Origin of the sequence: Albidovulum aestuarii, from assembly GCF_029961185.1 — a bacterium.
GTDB lineage: Bacteria > Pseudomonadota > Alphaproteobacteria > Rhodobacterales > Rhodobacteraceae > Albidovulum > Albidovulum aestuarii.
Genome location: NZ_JASBQQ010000002.1, coordinates 506,599 through 525,124, shown reverse-complemented (window position 1 = coordinate 525,124; position 18,526 = coordinate 506,599). Strand labels below are relative to the sequence as shown.

Annotated in this window: 14 protein-coding genes; 7 read left to right on the top strand and 7 right to left on the bottom strand. The window is 63.0% G+C overall.

The annotated features are described in order from the left end of the window. Nucleotide 1: 1 nt before the first annotated feature. From QKW60_RS07345 to QKW60_RS07330, 4 genes are all read right to left on the bottom strand, one after another. Nucleotides 2-1,381 (bottom strand): sigma-54-dependent transcriptional regulator, encoded by a 1,380-nt coding sequence (locus tag QKW60_RS07345; protein ID WP_282367617.1) that lies wholly within the window; start codon nt 1,379-1,381, stop codon nt 2-4. Next, on the bottom strand, nt 1,378-2,895 hold the full coding sequence (locus tag QKW60_RS07340) for a response regulator (protein ID WP_282367616.1): 1,518 nt from the start codon (nt 2,893-2,895) through the stop codon (nt 1,378-1,380). The genes QKW60_RS07345 and QKW60_RS07340 overlap by 4 nt, the downstream gene beginning before the upstream one ends. 172 nt (nt 2,896-3,067) lie before the next feature. Further along, nucleotides 3,068-4,960, bottom strand: a complete 1,893-nt coding sequence (gene prpE, locus QKW60_RS07335; protein ID WP_282367615.1) for a propionate-CoA ligase PrpE — start codon at nt 4,958-4,960, stop codon at nt 3,068-3,070. A gap of 229 nt (nt 4,961-5,189) precedes the next feature. Next, a complete protein-coding gene (locus QKW60_RS07330; protein WP_282367613.1) occupies nt 5,190-7,469 on the bottom strand; it encodes an NADP-dependent malic enzyme in 2,280 nt (759 codons plus the stop codon). A gap of 134 nt (nt 7,470-7,603) precedes the next feature. On the opposite strand from QKW60_RS07330, the gene QKW60_RS07325 reads away from it, so the two are divergent. The 6 genes from QKW60_RS07325 (at nt 7,604) to upp (ending at nt 13,789) form a co-directional block, all read left to right on the top strand. Continuing rightward, the gene (locus QKW60_RS07325; RefSeq protein WP_282367611.1) at nt 7,604-8,689 is read left to right on the top strand and encodes a cupin domain-containing protein; all 1,086 of its coding nucleotides are present in this window, start codon (nt 7,604-7,606) and stop codon (nt 8,687-8,689) included. A gap of 54 nt (nt 8,690-8,743) precedes the next feature. Next, entirely contained in the window at nt 8,744-9,136 is a 393-nt protein-coding gene (locus QKW60_RS07320; RefSeq protein WP_282367610.1) for a cytidine deaminase, read from the top strand. Further along, a complete protein-coding gene (locus QKW60_RS07315) occupies nt 9,136-10,443 on the top strand; it encodes a thymidine phosphorylase (RefSeq protein WP_282367609.1) in 1,308 nt (435 codons plus the stop codon). Before QKW60_RS07320 ends, QKW60_RS07315 begins: the two co-directional genes overlap by 1 nt. Next, nucleotides 10,443-11,651, top strand: a complete 1,209-nt coding sequence (locus QKW60_RS07310) for a phosphopentomutase (RefSeq protein ID WP_282367607.1) — start codon at nt 10,443-10,445, stop codon at nt 11,649-11,651. The genes QKW60_RS07315 and QKW60_RS07310 overlap by 1 nt, the downstream gene beginning before the upstream one ends. Before the next feature lie 144 nt (nt 11,652-11,795). Further along, complete coding sequence (locus QKW60_RS07305) at nt 11,796-12,776, top strand: adenosine deaminase (protein ID WP_282367606.1); 981 nt, start codon at nt 11,796-11,798, stop codon at nt 12,774-12,776. Between the two features lie 380 nt (nt 12,777-13,156). Further along, the gene (upp, locus tag QKW60_RS07300; protein WP_282367604.1) at nt 13,157-13,789 is read left to right on the top strand and encodes a uracil phosphoribosyltransferase; all 633 of its coding nucleotides are present in this window, start codon (nt 13,157-13,159) and stop codon (nt 13,787-13,789) included. Between the two features lie 6 nt (nt 13,790-13,795). Here upp and QKW60_RS07295 read toward each other — a convergent pair whose 3' ends face one another. Both QKW60_RS07295 and QKW60_RS07290 read right to left on the bottom strand, forming a co-directional pair. Beyond that, entirely contained in the window at nt 13,796-14,815 is a 1,020-nt protein-coding gene (locus QKW60_RS07295; protein ID WP_282367602.1) for a hypothetical protein, read from the bottom strand. 150 nt (nt 14,816-14,965) lie between these two features. After that, nucleotides 14,966-15,703 (bottom strand): aspartate/glutamate racemase family protein, encoded by a 738-nt coding sequence (locus tag QKW60_RS07290; RefSeq protein ID WP_282367790.1) that lies wholly within the window; start codon nt 15,701-15,703, stop codon nt 14,966-14,968. Nucleotides 15,704-15,808: 105 nt separating this feature from the next. On the opposite strand from QKW60_RS07290, the gene QKW60_RS07285 reads away from it, so the two are divergent. Beyond that, the gene (locus QKW60_RS07285) at nt 15,809-17,500 is read left to right on the top strand and encodes a thiamine pyrophosphate-binding protein (RefSeq protein ID WP_282367601.1); all 1,692 of its coding nucleotides are present in this window, start codon (nt 15,809-15,811) and stop codon (nt 17,498-17,500) included. Between the two features lie 25 nt (nt 17,501-17,525). Here the strand turns inward: QKW60_RS07285 and QKW60_RS07280 are convergent, their stop codons facing one another. After that, nucleotides 17,526-18,434 carry a LysR family transcriptional regulator gene (locus tag QKW60_RS07280; RefSeq protein ID WP_282367599.1) on the bottom strand — a complete coding sequence of 303 codons (909 nt, stop codon included), beginning with the start codon at nt 18,432-18,434 and terminating at the stop codon, nt 17,526-17,528. Nucleotides 18,435-18,526 lie beyond the last annotated feature (92 nt).

The following is an 18,526-nucleotide window of genomic DNA, read 5'->3' as shown; positions in this document are numbered from 1 at the left end:
GTCAGGTGTCTGATTTCCAGCCTTCTATCTTGCGATAGAGTGTGGAGGGTGACACATCCAGCACCCGCGCCGCCTTGGGGACGGAGCCGCCATGGCTGGCAATGGTTTCCTCGATCACCATCCGCTCCACCTCGGCCAAGGTGCGCCCGATCAGGCCATTGAGCGTGACGCGAGGCTTTTCGACCTCAACCGCGCGGGCCTCCTTGTGCTCAAGCTCGTGGTGAAGTTCAAAGGGCAGCATGTCTCGGGTCACAAGCGGTCCGCTATTCAACACCACAGCATGCCGAATGACGTTGAGAAGCTGCCGCACATTGCCAGGCCAGCTTAGTCTACGGAACAGTGCGACGACGTCGGGGTCGAAAGCCTCGAATGAACGCCCTTCTTCCTGGGCAAAGTGCTTCAACGCAGCATCGGCGATGGCAAGGACATCGTCGCCCCGCTCGCGCAAGGGTGGCATTCGGATCGGCACGACATGCAATCGGTAGTAGAGATCCTCGCGAAAGCGGCCGCGGCGGACCTGTTCCAGCGGATCGCGGTTCGTGGCACAGATGATACGGACATTGACCTTGCGTGACCGCGTCGCGCCGACCGGCTGGATCGTGGACGTCTGAAGGAAGCGCAGAAGTTTGGACTGAAGGTTAAGATCCAGTTCACAAATCTCATCCAGAAAAAGTGTCCCGTCATGTGCGTCCGCCGCAGCGCCGGCCTTGTCGCTGATTGCGCCCAGAAAGGAGCCTTCCACGTGCCCAAACACCTCGGACTCGAGGAGTTCAGACGGTATCGCGCCACAATTCAACGGCACGAACGGCCCGTTTGCACGGCTGGACTGGTCGTGGACCGCCTGCGCGCAAAGTTCCTTGCCCGTCCCACTTTCGCCAGTGATGAACACAGTTGCCATTGATCGCGCGACCGACCGGATTTTGGCATAGACCTGCTGCATTTGTGCAGATGAGCCGATAAACTCATCGGGCGGTTGCATTGTCAGGTCGGGCTCGATGGTTGCGCCATTCCGCCTGTTCGCCGTCAAAGCGTTGTCAATCGCTGCAAGGAATCGCTGTTCGTCAAACGGTTTCACAAGGAATTCGTGCGCTCCGGCACGCATCGCAGCTACAGCCTTGTTGATCGAACCATTGGCGGTGATGACGATGACATGCGTGTCGGGATTGATCGCAAGAAAGTCTCGCATCAGGTCAAGCCCGTCCCGGTCCGGCAGCATCAGGTCCAGCAGGACGACGGGCGGGCGCAGTTTCCTGAAGGCGGCCAGACCGGTCGCGGCGTCGGCCGCACATGCGACGTTGTGGCCCGCCGAACGCAGAACGGACTCGTAAACAAGCTGAAGTGACGGTGTGTCTTCCACCAGCAGCAATGGTCGCGCGTTCATTCCGCGTCACCCCGGCGCGTCCGCTCCTGTTCGACAAAGTGGATCAGTCGATCCAGATGCGCGAGCGCTTCATTTCCCGGTGTTGAAACGTCGCTCCGATGCGCGGTTGAGTTCAGCGACTGGGCCAGTGCCTGCAGGCGCGTTGCACCGACGGCTGCAGCGAGTGCGATCAGAATGTGAGTTTCAGCCCTGAGCGCTTTCCTGTTGTCTTCAGCCAATGCGGCAACGAGATTCCGTTCGCAACTTCTCAGATCGGCACTGAGGCGGTCGAGAAGTTCATTTGCCGCGTCGGGGCCCGCAACGTCGAGAAGCCGGTCAAAACATGCCCGATCGAAGTCCAGATCTGTTTCGCGAACCAGCACCGCGTCCGCAGCCATATCGCGGTGACCGTTCAGCGCATTCGCGATAGACAAGCCGAAAGTCTCCAGCCCGGCAAACGGTTTTGCCAATATCGCGTCTGCACCGGCGGCATAGATGGCATCCCGGTTTGCGCGCAGAACATATGCGGTGATCGCGATGACCGGCATTTCGGAATGGCGATGTTTGCTGGCGCGAACCGCCCTGATCACGTCGAGACCGGTTAGGTTCGGCATCTCGATATCGATGAGCGCGAGGTCGAAGTTTTCGCGCTCAAGCCATTGCAACGCTTCGACACCGTCATTGGCGAATTCGAACCGGGCACCCATTTTAGCCAACAGATGACTGATAATCGTCTGATTTGTCGGGCTATCCTCCGCCACAAGCACCCTGGTGTCACGCAGGTCCGGTAGTTCGACGCCATGATAAGGCGCCGCGATTGTCCAGGTGTCCGGCGGCAGTTCCAGAATGACGCGTGAGCCTTGTCTCGGCAGATTTTCGACGCTTATGGATCCGCCAAGCCTGCCTGTCATGTGTTTCGAGATGTGCATGCCGAGGCCTTGCCCCGGCTTTGCGTTTCCGTCTGGCCGCCCCTCATATTCGAAGAGCCGGGCCAACGCCTCGGGGGAGAAGCCCGGCCCCTGATCCGTCACGGCAATCTGCAACGCGCCGGTCCGCGACATGCTCACATCGAGATCGACCGTACCGGTATCGGTATACTTGAACGCGTTCGACAGGATGTTGGAAATCACGCGCTCCAGCGCAACCCGGTCCAGCGTCAGCACTTCGGGCACGTCCGGCCCCCGGGTCATTTGAAACTGAAGGCCCATTTCGCTTGCCCGGCCAGACCAGCGCATTTCGATATCATAGAGAAATCGGCTCATCTGAAGGTTGGCCGGATGCGTGGCGGCGAAGTCGTCTTCGCCGAGCATCATCGACAGGCCTTCCTCCAGTAGACGGGCCACGATTTCGCCTGAGGCCCGCACACGTTCCAATTGTAGTCGCATGGCGCTGTCCAGCGCGGATTGATCCACCAGCCGAAGGCCGCCAATGATGTCCGAGACCGCCGCACGCAGATCATGACCGAGCAGGATCATCCGGCCGTGATCTGCCGGACGGGAACTCGCAGGGTCCTGTTCGGAACTCTCATCCCGCATGACTGGCCCCCACCCGCCCGGCAATGCTATTTAGACAATCGAATACAAGTTTCGGTTGCATCATAGATTGGTTGTACGCGAGGAAATTTCCTACGCCAACCTGTCTGAAACGCCATGTCGGGCGGAGCTATGGAACTAGTGTCCGGCAACGCCCAACATTGTTGCGATCAGATTAACCTGCGGGGTATCCAATTCCCTTCAGTGCAACCGTGATCTCATCCAGAATCACCGGATCGTCGATGGTGGCGGGCATCTTGTACGCCTCGCCATCAGCGATCTTGACCATCGTGCCGCGCAGGATCTTGCCCGATCGCGTTTTGGGCAGGCGGTCGACGACTGTGGCGAGCTTGAAGGCTGCGACCGGGCCGATCTGGTCGCGCACCAGTTTCACGCATTCCTTCACGACATCGCCATGTTCGCGTTTGGAGCCCTTGTTGAGGCACAGAAAGCCGACGGGCATCTGACCCTTGAGTTGGTCGCCGACCCCGATCACCGCGCATTCGGCGACATCGGGGTGACTGGCCAGAACCTCTTCCATAGCGCCGGTCGACAGGCGGTGGCCCGCGACGTTGATGACATCATCGGTGCGCGCCATGATGTAAAGGTAGCCATCCTCGTCGATCATGCCTGCATCGCCGGTCTCGTAATAGCCGGGGAAGGTTGTGAGGTAGGATTTGCGGTACCGCGCCTCGGCGTTCCAGAGCGTCGGAAGCGTACCCGGGGGCAGCGGCAGCTTGACCGCGATAGCGCCCAGCGTGCCGGGCGCGACCGGATGGCCGCCTTCGTCCAGGACCTTCACGTCATATCCCGGCATCGCGACCGAAGGCGAGCCGATTTTCACCGGCAATTGTTCGATCCCGAGCGGATTTGCCGCAATAGCCCAGCCGGTTTCGGTCTGCCACCAATGGTCGATGACTGGGACACCAAGATGGTTTTGCGCCCACTGGATCGTGTCCGGGTCGGCCCGTTCGCCGGCCAGGAACAGCGCCTTCATTCCAGACAGGTCATATTTCTTGATGAACTCGCCCTCACGGTCGTCGCGTTTGATGGCGCGAAGCGCGGTCGGCGCGGTGAAGAAGCTTTTGACCTTGTGCTCGGAGATGACCCGCCAGAAGGTCCCTGCATCGGGTGTGCCGACCGGCTTGCCCTCGAAGACGATTGTGGTGCAGCCCGCGATCAGGGGCGCGTAGCAGATATAGGAATGCCCTACGACCCAACCCACATCCGAGGCCGCCCAGAAGACATCGCCGGGATCGACGTTGTAGATCGACTTCATGGTCCAGTTGAGGGCAACCAGATGGCCCGCCGTCGGGCGGACAACACCCTTGGGCGCGCCCGTCGTTCCCGAAGTGTACAGGATATAGGCCGGGTGATTGCCTTCGACAGGAACGCAGTCCGCCGGGGCCACGCCCGCCTGCGCCTCGTGCCAGTCAAAGTCGCGGCCCGGGATCAGCTTTGCCACCTCTTCGTCGCGCTGGAAGATCAGCGTGAAGTCCGGCTTATGCTTGGCCTGTTCGATCGCGGCATCGACCAGCGGTTTGTAATGCACAACCCGCCCGGGTTCGAGACCGCAGGACGCAGCGATGATCGCTTTCGGCGTCGCGTCGTCGATACGGACCGCCAGTTCATGGGCGGCAAAACCGCCGAAGACGACCGAATGAATCGCGCCGAGCCGCGCACACGCCAGCATCGCCTCGACCGCCTCGGGCACCATCGGCATGTAGATGATGACCCGGTCGCCTTTTTCGACGCCCTTGGCCTTCAACGCACCCGCGAGGCTCGCCACCCGGTCTTTCAGGGCGGCATAGGTGATCTCGCGCTTGGCTCCGGTGATGGGACTGTCATGGATTATGGCGACCTGTTGACCGCGCCCTGCCGCGACATGGCGGTCGACGGCGTTCCAGCAGGTGTTGACCATGCCGTCGGAGAACCATTCATAAATCGGTGCGTTGTCGGCAAAAAGCGCGCGCGAGGGTTTCCGCTCCCATTCGATGGCCTCCGCCGCCTGCATCCAGAAGCCTTCCGGATCGGCTTTCCAGCCGGAATAAATCTCGGAATATCCCATGATCGTGCCTCCTCCAAAGCTTGAGGAAGTGTTACGCGACGGCAGGGCGTCCGCGCAACGCCGTTACCGGTCACATGCGTTCGGGAGTGCGAAAAATTTGCAGAATCTTTCCCAAACCTTTCGCAAACTTTTGCAAAGCCTTCAAGACAGCGAAGAGGTGCGCGAAGGCGCGAGGAGTTTGCAAATATTTGCAGTGAAGTGCTGCGAAGTGACTCCGAGGTGATTCTACCTAGCTGTAAAGCGCGACCGGCGTGCCCGCGATGGCTGAGACGTTCAACAGGCCCCGCGCGGTGATCGACGGCGTGACGATATGCGCCTTGTTGCCCATCCCCATCAGGATCGGTCCGACTTCCAGCCCGCCCGCCTTCATCTTCAGCATGTTGCGCGCTGTATTGGCGGCGTCCGTATAGCCGAAGACAAGGATATTGGCTGCGCCTTCCAGCCGCCCACCGGGGAAGATCCGCTCGCGCAGTTCGGGGTCCAGCGCCGCATCGGCCGACATCTCGCCCTCATAGGCGAAATCGACCCCCTTTGCATCAAGCAGCGCGAGCGCCGCGCGCATCCGGCGGGCGCTGTCGGTGTCGAGGTTGCCGAAATTGGAATGAGCGCAGAGCGCGACCTTCGGTGTCACGCCAAAGCGGCGGGCATGGCGGGCGGCACCGCAGATCGTTGTTGCGATCTCTTCCGGGGTCGGCACCGCATTCACATGGGTATCGGCGACGAAAAGGGGACCATCTTCCTGGATCATCAGGCTGAGGGCGCCATGCGGGGTCAGCCCGTCGCGCGCCAGAACCTGACGGATGTAGTTCAGATGCCAGAGGTATTGGCCGAACGTGCCACAGATCATGCTGTCGGCATCGCCCCGGTGAACGGCAATGGCGGCGATGGCGGTCGTGTTCGTGCGCATGATCGCGCGGGCAAGGTCCGGCGTGACACCTTGCCGGGCCATCACCTCGTGATAGCTGCCCCAATAGTCGCGATAGCGGGGGTCATTTTCCGGGTTCACCAGTTCGAAATCCCGCTCGGGCCGGATCGGTAGGCCCGCCCGTTCGCAGCGCCGCTCGATCACCTCGGGCCGCCCGATCAGGATCGGCCGGTCAGTCATCTCTTCCAGCATCGCGTTCGCCGCGCGCAGCACACGCTCATCCTCGCCCTCGGCAAAGACGATCCGGCGGCTGGCAGTGCGGGCGGCCTCGAAAACCGGCCGCATGATCAGGGCCGATTTGAAAACCGAGCCCTGCAGGCGTTCCTTGTAGGCATCGAGATCGGTGATGGGCCGGGTGGCGACGCCGGTCTCCATCGCGGCCTTGGCAACAGCACTGGCCACTGTGCCGATCAGGCGCGGGTCGAAGGGTTTCGGGATCAGGTAGTCGTGGCCAAAGGTGAGTTTTTCGCCGCGATAGGCGGCGGCGGCCTCGGCACTCGTCGTGGCGCGGGCCAGCGCTGCAATGCCTTCGATACAGGCGATTTCCATTTCGTCGTTGATGGTCGTCGCGCCGACATCCAGCGCACCGCGAAAGATGAAAGGGAAGCAGAGGACGTTATTGACCTGATTGGGGAAATCCGAGCGCCCCGTCGCCATGATCGCGTCGGGGGCGACCGACCGGACCTCATCGGGCAGGATCTCGGGCGTGGGGTTGGCGAGCGCAAAGACGATGGGGTTATCCGCCATCTTCTTTACCATCTCAGGCTTCAGCACCCCGGGGCCGGAAAGGCCGAGGAAAAGATCTGCGCCGCCGATCACGTCATCCAGTGTGGCTGGGCTCTTTCCTTGCGCATAAGCCGCCTTCTGTGGCGTCATCTGGGCTTCGCGCCCTTCATAGACCAGCCCTTCGATATCGCAGAGCCAGACATTTTCGCGCTTCACGCCGAGCTTCAGCAGCATGTCGAGGCAGGCGATCCCCGCCGCGCCGCCACCGGTGGAGACGACCTTGATTTCATCGAACTTCTTGCCCGCCACATGCAGCGCATTGGTCGCGGCGGCGCCGACGACGATCGCAGTGCCATGCTGATCGTCGTGGAAAACCGGGATGTTCATCCGCTCGCGGCAAATTCGTTCAACGATAAAACAATCCGGTGCCTTGATGTCCTCAAGATTGATCGCACCAAAGGTCGGTTCCAACGCACAGACGATATCGGCAAGCTTTTCGGGATCGGGTTCGTTCAGTTCGATATCGAAACAGTCGATGGAGGCGAACTTCTTGAACAGAACCGCCTTGCCCTCCATCACCGGCTTGGAGGCCAGCGCGCCGATATTACCAAGACCAAGTACTGCGGTGCCGTTCGAGACGACAGCGACAAGGTTGCCGCGCGCGGTGTACCGCGCTGCGGTGGACGGATCGTCCTTTATCTCAAGGCAGGCTTCGGCGACACCGGGGGAATAGGCGCGGGAAAGGTCGCGGCCGTTGGCCATGGGCTTCGTCGCGCGAATCTCCAGCTTCCCGGGCTTGGGAAACTCGTGATAGTCCAGCGCCGCCTGCCGTGCATTTTCCTGTCTTGCGTCGTCCACGCCAACCTCCCGTCAAAACTGGTTTAGCATTAAACTACATTCAATCGCCGCGAAAGGGTGTTTGCTTGCGGTGGAACCCGCTTGCCAAACCGACCGGCTCCGCACAACTTCCCAATAGCATGACAGGAGCCATCATGTCTGAAATTCGTGCTGAAACAGTGCTGCCCACATCAAGTCTCGCCAAGGACCTGCCGTTTTTCACCAAAGTGCTGCAGATGCGGCTCGATGCGATCTGGCCGGCCGACAACCCGGCCGTGGCGATCATGTCCGGCCACGGGGTGCGCGTGCGGCTGGATGCAGCGGCGACAGGCGGCCCGGGACATCTGCGCATTCTGACTGATGAACCGGACGCAATTGCCGAGGGTCAGCGCAACCTGACCTCTCCCGGTGGCACGGTCGTCGAGATCGACACGTTGAACCCGCCCGTCATTCAGCCGCCCACCGACCACGCCTTCGTCGTCCGCCGCCTTGCCGACCAAGCGCCCTGGGTGATCGGGCGGGCGGGTATGAAATACCGCGATCTCATCCCCTCTCGCCTTGGCGGGGCGATCATCGCCAGTCATATCCGCGTGCCGGATGGCAAGGTCCCGGACATGGTGCATTTCCACAAAGTGGGGTTTCAACTTATCTTCTGCTATCGCGGCTGGGTCGATGTTCTTTATGAAGATCAAGGTGATACGCGTCGTCTGACCGCGGGGGATTGCTTCATCCAGCCGCCGCAGATCCGCCACCGGGTACTGGAGGCGGGCGATGATATCGAGGTGATCGAGATCGGCGTTCCAGCCGAACATGTGACCGAGATCGACCACGAGATGACGCTGCCCACGCCGAATTACCGCCCCGACCGCGAATGGGATGGTCAACGCTTTGTCCATAACCTCGCCAAGGGGGCGGAATGGCAGGACTTCCGCCTTCCGGGATATATCTGCCGCGACACGACGATCAATGCGAACACCAAAGGTGTGGCAGGTGTGCAGGTCATCCGCCGGGGGAAAGGTAGCGCGCAATGGGCGGTCCATGACAGCGATATCCTTTTCGGCTTCGTCATGGAGGGCGGCATGACGCTGGAAGGCGAAGGCAAGGAGCCTTTCCGATTGTCGCCCGGCGATGCTTTCGTCATCCCGCCGGGGATGCGGACGCGGTGGGCGGAGCCTACGGATGACATCGAAATTCTCGAAGTCAGCCTGCCCGGTGCCTTTGCGACTACGCTTGCCGGATAGGCTTGCATCCGGCCGGGCGCGGGCGCAGTCTCGGCAGGCAAGAAGGAGAATGAGATGTCACTCATCGATACCGCCCGCGAGGTGCGGGAAAACGCCTATGCCCCCTATTCGCATTTCAAGGTCGGCGCTGCCCTGCGCGGGGCGTCCGGTGCCGTTTATCGTGGCTGCAACGTGGAAAACGTAGCCTATCCTGAAGGGACTTGCGCCGAGGCGGGGGCGATTGCCGCCATGGTCGCCGCCGGGGAAACCGAACTGACCGAGGTTGCCGTCATCGCCGACAGCCCCATGCCGGTTTCACCCTGCGGCGGCTGCCGCCAGAAGCTGGCAGAGTTCGGGCGGCACGATGTGAAGGTCACTCTGGCCACGACCGACGGCAAAGTCTTTGAAACCACCATCGGCGACCTTCTGCCCGGCGTCTTTTCCGTCGAGCATATGGAGCGGACCTGATGGACGCCCGCACGATCATCGCGGGTGTCCGCGACGGCAAAGGCCTGCCCGCGAAATCCGCCAAGTGGTTTGCGGGCGGCCTTGCCTCCGGCGACGTGACCGACGCGCAGGCTGGGGCCTTCGCGATGGCGGTGTTCCTGAACGGCTTGTCTGAGAAAGAGCGCGTCGGCTGGACCCTGGCCATGCGCGACAGCGGCTCGGTTCTGGAATGGAACCTGCCCGGGCCGGTCGTCGACAAGCATTCGACCGGCGGGATCGGCGACAGCACCTCGCTGCTGCTCGCGCCTGCTTTGGCCGCCTGTGGCGCCTGTGTGCCGATGATCTCCGGGCGCGGCCTTGGCCATACCGGTGGCACATTGGACAAGCTGGAGGCGATCCCGGGCTATCGCTGCGATGTTTCAGTTGAGGAACTGCACCGGCTTGTCGCTGAAATCGGTTGCGCCATCGTCGGCGCTTCGTCCGATATCGCCCCCGCCGACCGTCGGCTTTACGCGATCCGTGACGTGACCGGGACGGTGGAAAGCATCGACCTCATCACCGCGTCGATCCTGTCAAAGAAGCTCGCGGCGGGGCTCGAGGCGCTGATCCTCGACGTCAAGGTCGGCTCCGGCGCGTTCATGAAGACACCTGAGCGGGCTGAGGCACTGGCGCGCTCGCTCGTCGACACCGCAAACGGGGCAGGGTGCCGGACGGCGGCCCTGATCACCGACATGGATCAACCGCTGGCATCCTCGGCGGGCAATGCGCTGGAAGTGCTGGAGGTGATGGAAACGCTGACTGGCGTTGCCATCAATCAGGCGCTCTGGGATGTGACCGTGGCCTTGGGGGGCGAGGCGCTGGCTCTGGCCGGGCTTGCCGAAGACGCGGGCGATGGCGCGGACCAGATCGAAGAGGCGCTGGAATCGGGCCGCGCTGCGGAAACCTTTGGTCGCATGGTGGCAGCTTTGGGTGGACCGACGGACTTTGTTGAGCGTTATCCCGACCGGCTGCCCGCTGCGCCTGTCCTCTTTGATGTCGTCGCTGAAGAGGATGGATTCATTGCCAAAATCGACAGCGAGGCTCTGGGTAATGCCGTCGTCCACCTTGGTGGCGGACGGTTGAGGGGCGGCGACAGGATCAACCCCTCGGTAGGGCTGTCAGAGATCATGCCCATCGGCGAGCCGGTAGAAGCGGGCGAGGCGATCGTCCGTATCCATGCCGCCAATCCGGGCGATGCCGAAAAGGCGCGGGAGGTGGTTCAGGCGGCCATCCGGATCAGCCCGGATGAGCCCGAGGAACCGCCGTTGATCCATCAGAGGATCAGCTGATGGCACGCGCGTTTCTGATCGTGATGGACAGCGTCGGTGCAGGCGGCGCGCCGGATGCGGACCGGTTTTTCAATGGCGAACGGCCCGATACCGGGGCCAATACATTGGGCCATATCGCCGATGCCTGTGCGGCGGGCCGGGCCGAAGACGGGCGGTCGGGGGCACTCAGGATGCCCAATCTCGACGCTTTGGGTTTGGGTGCGGCAGTGCGGCTGGCCTCGGGTGCCGCGATGCCGGGCTTTGATGCGACGCCGATGGGGATCTGGGGGGCAGCCACCGAGATATCAAAGGGAAAGGATACGCCATCAGGCCATTGGGAACTGGCTGGGGTGCCGGTTCCGTGGGACTGGCACTACTTTCCCGACGCGCAACCCGCCTTCCCGGATCACCTCATGGCAGAGGTCGCGCGGCTGGCCGGAACGGAAGGAACGCTGGGCAATTGCCATGCCTCCGGCGTGCCGATCATCGAGGCGCATTGCGAAGAACATCTGCGGACCGGATGGCCGATTTGTTATACTTCCGCCGACAGCGTCTTTCAGATCGCAGCCCATGAAGAGGCTTTTGGCCTCGATCGTTTGCTGAAACTTTGCAAGGACTTGGCGCCTACTCTTCATGCGATGAAGGTGGGTCGCGTGATCGCGCGTCCTTTCATCGGAACGTGCGGAAAGTTCAAGAGAACCGCCAATCGCAAGGACTTTGCCATCGCGCCGCCTTCGCCCACTTTGTGCGACTGGGTGCAGGGCGCTGGGCGCAAAGTGCATGGTATCGGCAAGATCGGTGATATCTTCTCCATGCGGGGTATAGATGACGTGAAGAAGGGGCCGGATGCGGCTTTGTTCGACCATCTGATGGCGGCCGTGGAGACGGCAGAGGATGGGTCCCTCACCTTTGCGAATTTCGTGGAATTCGACACGCTTTTCGGCCATCCGAGGGATGTCTCTGGTTACGCCAAGGCGCTGGAATGGTTCGATAAAAGGGTGGGAGAGTTTCTGCCCAAACTCCGACCCGGCGACCTTGCGATCTTTACCGCCGATCACGGCAATGATCCGACCTGGACCGGGACCGACCATACCCGCGAGAGGGTGCCGGTCGTCGGTTACGGACTGGGCCTGAAGCCCGTCGGGCAGATCGCCTTCACCGATGTCGGGGCCTCGGTCGCGGCGCATCTGGGGGTGCCGCCACAGGGGCCGGGGCGCAGCTTTCTGTGACCGGAATCCCCGTATGGCGGCCGTCCCGCAAGCGTATGGCCTGCGTATGGCATCCGTCCCGACAGGGCGCGCGCCGCGTTCACGGACTTGCAACGGGCTGACGGCTGTGGAAAGACCCGCCGATCCAAGCCTGAGAGTGCTGACATGACCCGGACCCACCCGAAGGTGGAACTTCACCTGCATCTGGAAGGTGCCGCACCGCCTGCCTTCATCCGCGGCCTTGCCGCCGAGAAGAAGATGGATATCTCCGGCATTTTCGATGAGCGGGGCAATTACAGCTATACCGACTTCTGGCACTTCCTGAAAGTCTACGAGGCCGCGACCGAGACGTTGAAGACACCCGAGGACTACCACCGGCTGACGTTGGCCGTGCTGGAGGAAAGTGCCGCCTCTGGCGTGATCTATACCGAGACGTTTCTCAGCCCGGATTTCTGCGGTGGGCGCGATGTGGGCGCATGGCGGGAATACCTGCACGCGATCCGCGAGGCAGCCGGTCTGGCGGAAAAACGTGACGGGATCGTGCTGCGCGGCATCGTCACGGCGATCCGCCATTTCGGGCCGGAGAAGGCGAAGGAGACCGCGCTTTGTGCCGCCGAGACGGCGGGCGACTGGCTCGTCGGGTTCGGCCTTGCCGGGGACGAGAAGATGGGCAAGCCCAAGGATTTTGCGTGGTCCTTCGATGCGGCGCGCGAGGCGGGGCTTAGGCTGACCGCCCATGCCGGGGAATGGGGCGGGCCGGACAGCGTGCGCGATGCGATCCGCGATCTGGGGGTCGAACGGGTGGGCCACGGGGTCCGCGCTATCGAGGACCTCGCTTTGGTCGATGAGATTGCCGAGAAGGGGATTGTGCTGGAGGTCTGTCCGGGCTCGAACATCGCCCTCGGGCTCTATCCCGGTTGGCGCGCGCATCCGATTCACCGGCTCCGGGAACGCGGGGTGAAGGTGACGGTTTCCACCGACGATCCGCCCTTCTTCCACACAACGATGGCGCGCGAATACCACATGCTGGCCGAGGCGTTCGACTGGGATGACGGGGTGTTCGAGGAGGTCGCGAGGACCTCCATCGCGGCGGCCTTCTGCGACGATGCGACGCGTGAAGCGGTGGCGAAGCGGTTGGCGGGGTAGGTCCTCACCGCCATCCTGCCCTGTCAGTTCCAACGTCCGCTTGGGGGCCTTCAGCGGGCATTTGCTCCATTCGCAGCGTAAGCCTGGCGGTCGACTGCCCGTGGGGTGGCGCGGCGACCTATATTCAGGGCAGTTTATCGTCGCAAAACTCCTCCGCCTTCACGCGAAGCGCACGGTTGCAAAAGCGCCAGCCCGCCGGGACGGGCAGGCGCTCGCCCGGCGCCTTCGGCTTGATTCCGGGCGAAAGTGGGCTTGCCTGAACGTCCGCTTCGTTCGCAAGCCGAGACACCTCCTACCTTGACCACAGTACCCGGACTTGACGCGGGCGGGTGGATCGGTCAGGCCTCGGGTGATTGCCAGACATCATCCCGGGGGCCGCCATGCACAACCATCTGACCGTCGTCACCCATCCCTTGGTGCAGCACAAGCTGACCTTGATGCGGGAAAAGGACACTTCCACCAATTCTTTTCGCCGCCTTCTGCGCGAGATCAGCCAGCTTCTGGCCTATGAGATCACGCGCGAGATGGAGATGACGACGAAGCGGATCGAGACGCCCTTGTGCCCGATGGACGCGCCGGTGATCGACGGCAAGAAGCTGGCGCTGATTTCGATCCTCAGGGCGGGCAACGGCCTTCTGGACGGTGTGCTGGAACTGATCCCGGCGGCGCGGGTCGGGTTTGTCGGGCTTTACCGCGACCCCGAGACGCTGCAGCCGGTGCAATATTACTACAAGGTTCCCGCGAACCTTGAGGACCGGCTGGTCATCGCGCTCGACCCGATGCTGGCGACCGGCAATTCCTCGGCTGCGGCCATCGACCTTCTGAAGAAGTCGGGGGCGAAGAATATCCGCTTCATGTGCCTTCTGGCCGCCCCGGAAGGCGTCGCCCGGATGAAGGAGGCGCATCCCGATGTGCCGATCGTCACCGCGGCGCTCGACAGCCATCTGAACGATCACGGCTATATCGTTCCGGGTCTTGGCGATGCCGGGGACCGCATGTTCGGGACGAAGTGAGCGGCTTTACCCGTCGCAGATGCCCTGAAGCGCGACCCAGTCGCTATCGCTGAGCAGCGGTTCCGGCGCGGGTGTCGTGCGGAACGGGTCGGTCTCGATCAGGGCCAGAACGGCCTCGCCGCTGGGGTCGACGGAATAGGCATAGGCGGTTGACGAGACGCCCGCTGCCTTGAAACGCCCGACGAGTTTCGCAAGGTCGACCGGGCGCGGCGTGACGGCGAGAACGGTTTCGCCGTAGCCCGAGACGGATTCACCGGGCAGGTCGCCGGTGGTCAGGAGCCGCAAGGTTGCGCGCAGCCCGGCATGGCGCAAAAGGTCGGCCATTGGCGTGCCCGCCTGTCGGCGCAGATCCTCGGCAAGGATCCGGCCTGCGAGGATATCGGGATTGGTTTCCTCCTCGACCGCGCGGCGCGGCACGAGGATCAGGCCACCGGGCAGATGCGCGGTGGCGTCGAGCCCTTCGGGCAGGACGACGATACGCCCGCCGGGGCCGAGAAGCCGGGTGCTAAGGCGCGCAAGGGCCGCGCGGCCCTCGGGCGCATCGCAGGCAAGCCCGGTGAGGCGCGTCATGTCGGCCAAAGCGGCAAGGCCGATTTCCTGCCGTTTGACATGGGGCAAAGCGGCCGAAGTGTGTTCGATCACCGTGCGCGGCATCCAGAAGAGGCCAAGCGCGATCACGAGGGCCAGAACGATCCCGAGCAGCACCGTGCGCAACCGCCCCGGATGCGGGCGGCGCGCCTCGATCAGGGCATGAACCTTGGCGATGGCGGCGACCATCGTCTCGTCCTCGATCTCAAGCTCTTCGCCGGCATCGGTGCCGGGGGTGAATATGGCCGGCTGTTCGCCGGGGTTCAGCCGGATGATGGCGGGCAGCGACCAATGGGCCAGCGCGCGGGTGTTGCGGGCATCCGAGATGACGAGCGTGGCATCGCCGAACGCGACGATGACCTCGCGCCGTTGCGCGTCGGGTGTGTCGCGCCACAGGCCGGTGCATTCCAGCCGCTGATATTCCTTGAGCGCCGTCATCGGCGGGTGGGCCTGCTCGCTGCCTCTGTTGGTGGTGAGGATAGCCGATCGGGGCTGCGCGAACAATTGCGGCGGTGCGCATTTGTGCGGGGGCGGGGTGCCGGATCCTGCCGCGCGGCCGGGGCGTGCCTGACGGCCGGTGCGGTCGGATTATGCGTGTCCGCCATCATCCAGTTCTGGCGAAAACCGGCGCGGCATCAGGGCGGCCTGGAACCAGACGAGGTAGGTATAGATCGAAAAGACCGGCAGCCCGGTCGCGCGGCGCACATCGGCGGCATAGGGGACCATGTTGGTGCATTCCAGAACGATGGCGCCAAGGTCCCGCGTCTTTTTCTGCAGGCGGAGTGCGGCGTCGACGACATCGGCACGGGCCTGAGCGAAGTCGATATCGGGGGCGTCGGAGAGGATCTTCTGCGTGAACTCCTTGCCTTCGTCGGTGCCGACGACGGGGGTATCGGCGGGAATGCCTGCTGCGGCGAGATGTCTTTGCGTGAGCGTCGCGCGGGAAATGGTGACGACGCCGACCCGCTTTTTCTTCGGCAGGGTGCGCCTGACCATCGGCACCTGCATCAGGGACGAACTGGCGACCGGCACACCGAGGGCCTCGGCCATGCGGTCTTGCAGGGGCACGAGGAACCCGCAATTCGTGGCGATGCCGTCGCAGCCATGGGCGACCAGATCGCGGCCCGCCGCGATGAAATCCTCCAGCCGCGCTTCGGCGTCGCCACGCACCACATTGTCGGGCGTGGCGCCGCGCACGATGCGGTACTGGACCGGAAAGGGCCAGGTCAGCGCGTTGCCGATATCGCCGGGAATGCGGGGGAACTGCGTCTCAAGCATCAGGATGCCAAGTGTCGCGCCATAGACCGTCTTGCCGCCAGTTTCGATCATAGCCACCGCCTCTCGCAACTCATTGTAAAGTCTACCGCGCCCGTTGACGCAATAACAGCCCCGTGCAACGGTCCTGCAACAAGCCCACGGCTGAGGGAGCGGATGTCCAACACCCTGAACGGCGCCGACGCGATGGTGCGGATGCTGGAGGCGCATGGCGTCCGCCATATCTTCGGCCTGTGCGGCGACACCAGCCTGCCGCTTTATGACAGCCTGCTGAAACTGGACCACGGCATCACTCATATCCTGACCCGCGACGAACGGTCGGCCACCTACATGGCCGATGCCTATGCCCGCGTCACCGGGCGGCCGGGCGTCTGCGAGGGGCCGTCGGGCGGCGGGGCGACCTATATCCTGCCGGGGCTGATCGAGGCGTCGGAGTCGAGCTATGCGGTTCTGGGCATCACCAGTGATGTCTCGGTCGCGAGCTACGGGAAATATCCGCTGACCGAGGTCGATCAGCAGGCGATGATGCGGCCCCTGACCAAGTGGAACACGGTGATCCGGCGGGCCGATCACATTCCGCGCATGGTCCGCGCGGCCTTCCGCGCGATGGTGACCAGTCGGCCGGGGGCGGCGCATATCGGTCTGCCCTATGACATTCAATACGATCCGGTGGACTCCGCCGATCTCTGGGCCGATCCAGCCTTGCAGACATTCCCCGCCTATCCCGCCGCCCCCGCGCCCGGCGCGGTCGAGGCCGCATTGGAGGCGATCCTGTCGGCGAAATCCCCTCTCATTGTCTGTGGTGGCGGCGTGGTGATCGCAGGCGCGATGGAGGAACTGGCGCGCCTTGCCACCCGGCTCGACATCCCGGTCGCGACGTCGATTTCGGGGCAGGGGTCGCTGGCCGAGACCCATCCGAATGCGGTGGGCGTCGTCGGGTCGAACGGCGGTACGGATGAGACATGGGCGGCGATGGAGGCGGCGGACCTCGTGGTTTTCATGGGTTGCCGGGCAGGGTCCACGACCACTGCGCGGTGGGAGGCCCCGCGACCCGGCGCACGGATCGTGCATTTCGACAGCGACCCGATGGTGATCGGCGCAAACTATCCGACCGAGGTCGGCGTGGTGGCCGATCTGCAGCTGGCTCTGGCCGAGATAAACCGGCTTCTGGATCAGCGCCCCGAAACCCGCGCCGATTTCGGCGGCGCGGCGCAGGTCACGGAAATCCGCCGCTGCAAGTTCGACCGGTTCCGGGCGCTTGCCGAGAGCGACGACGCCCCCATCCGGCCCGAACGGGTGATCGCGACGCTTCAACGCGTTCTGCCCGAGGACGCGGTGATCCTTTCCGACCCCGGTACAAGCTGCCCCTATTTCTCGGCCTATTACCAACTGCCGCAGGCGGGGCGGCATTTCATCACCAACCGCGCCCACGGCGCGCTCGGCTACGCGCTGCCCGCCGCGCTTGGCGCATGGTACGGGCGGCCGGACGCCAAGGTCGTGGCGCTGATGGGGGACGGGTCATTCGGGTTCAGCTGCGGCGAGCTGGAGACCATCTGCCGGGCACGGGCCGATATCACCTACATCGTCTTTTCCAACGCGAGTTTCGGCTGGATCAAAGCCAGCCAGAAGGCCGACAAGGGCGCGCGTTATTACAACGTGGATTTCAGCCGCAGCGATCAGGCCGCCATCGCCGCCGCCTTCGGCGTGAAAAGCTGGCGGGTGGAGGACCCGGCCCGTCTGGAAAGCGTATTGCGCGAAGCATTGGCGCATGACGGGCCGACACTGGTCGATATCGTCACCCAGCCTTTGGAAGAAGCTGCCGCCCCGGTCAGACGGTGGATGGGATGAAGCTGGAAGAGCGCCCGGGTGCGGATTACTGACCGTCAGTGTTTACCGCGATTTGCGTCAGCCGCGGCACGACCTGATCAAGAAATTGCTGGCCAATGATGGAAAGTGGCCGTCCGCGGGCGGTGATGAGCACGATGTCGAGGTAGATTGCGGGCTCGAACCGGCGGACCAGATATTCCCCGCCGCCATCGGCGGCCAGCGTGAACGGGTCGATCATCGCGGCTCCGAGGCCCTGCTTCACGAGGTTGAGCGCGTTGTGAAAGAGGTCGGTATGGCCGCGAATACGAAAGTTTGCGCCGTCCGTGTGAAACGCTTCGCGCGTACGGCGCGTTACCATGTGATCGGCACCCATGATGATGAACGGAAAATCGTTCAATAACATCGGGTTCAACCGTTCATGTTCAGCCACGTCGGCGAAACGCGGGATCGCGCATGAGGTCTCAATGGTGAATGGGTGCTGTTCAAGGCCTTCCATGCGAACGGGCATCTCGCAGATGCCGATTTCAAAGAGACCGGCCGTCACCCATTCCTGGATCTTGCTGGAATACTGCGATTGAAACGCGATGGTCAGATTTGGCCGCCCGGCGCTGAATTTCGCGATCTCGGCAGGCATGAAGCCGAATGCCAGCGCGTGGCTCGTGGCGATCTGCAATTGTCCGGCGGTCTGGTTCTGAAGGTCGACGACAGCCTGATTCACGTGGTCGAGGCCGCGCACGACGGTATCGATTTCGTCAAAGAGCACATGCGCTTCGGGTGTGGGAACCAGCCGCCCGCGCGTGCGCTCGAACAGTTTGAGCTTCGTGCTCCGCTCTAACTGCGCAAGCAGGTTGCTGATCGCGGGCTGTGAAATGCCTAAGTGTTCGGCGGCGGCCGTTACGGTGCCGTGCTCGATGATGGCATGGAAGGCCTGAAATTGGCGGAATGGGGCACTCATTCCGTAACTATATCATTTTTGATTATGGAGTCGCGAAATATTAGTATTTGAGATGATGCAATGTGGCAGGCATTCTGGTCGCAACCGGGAGG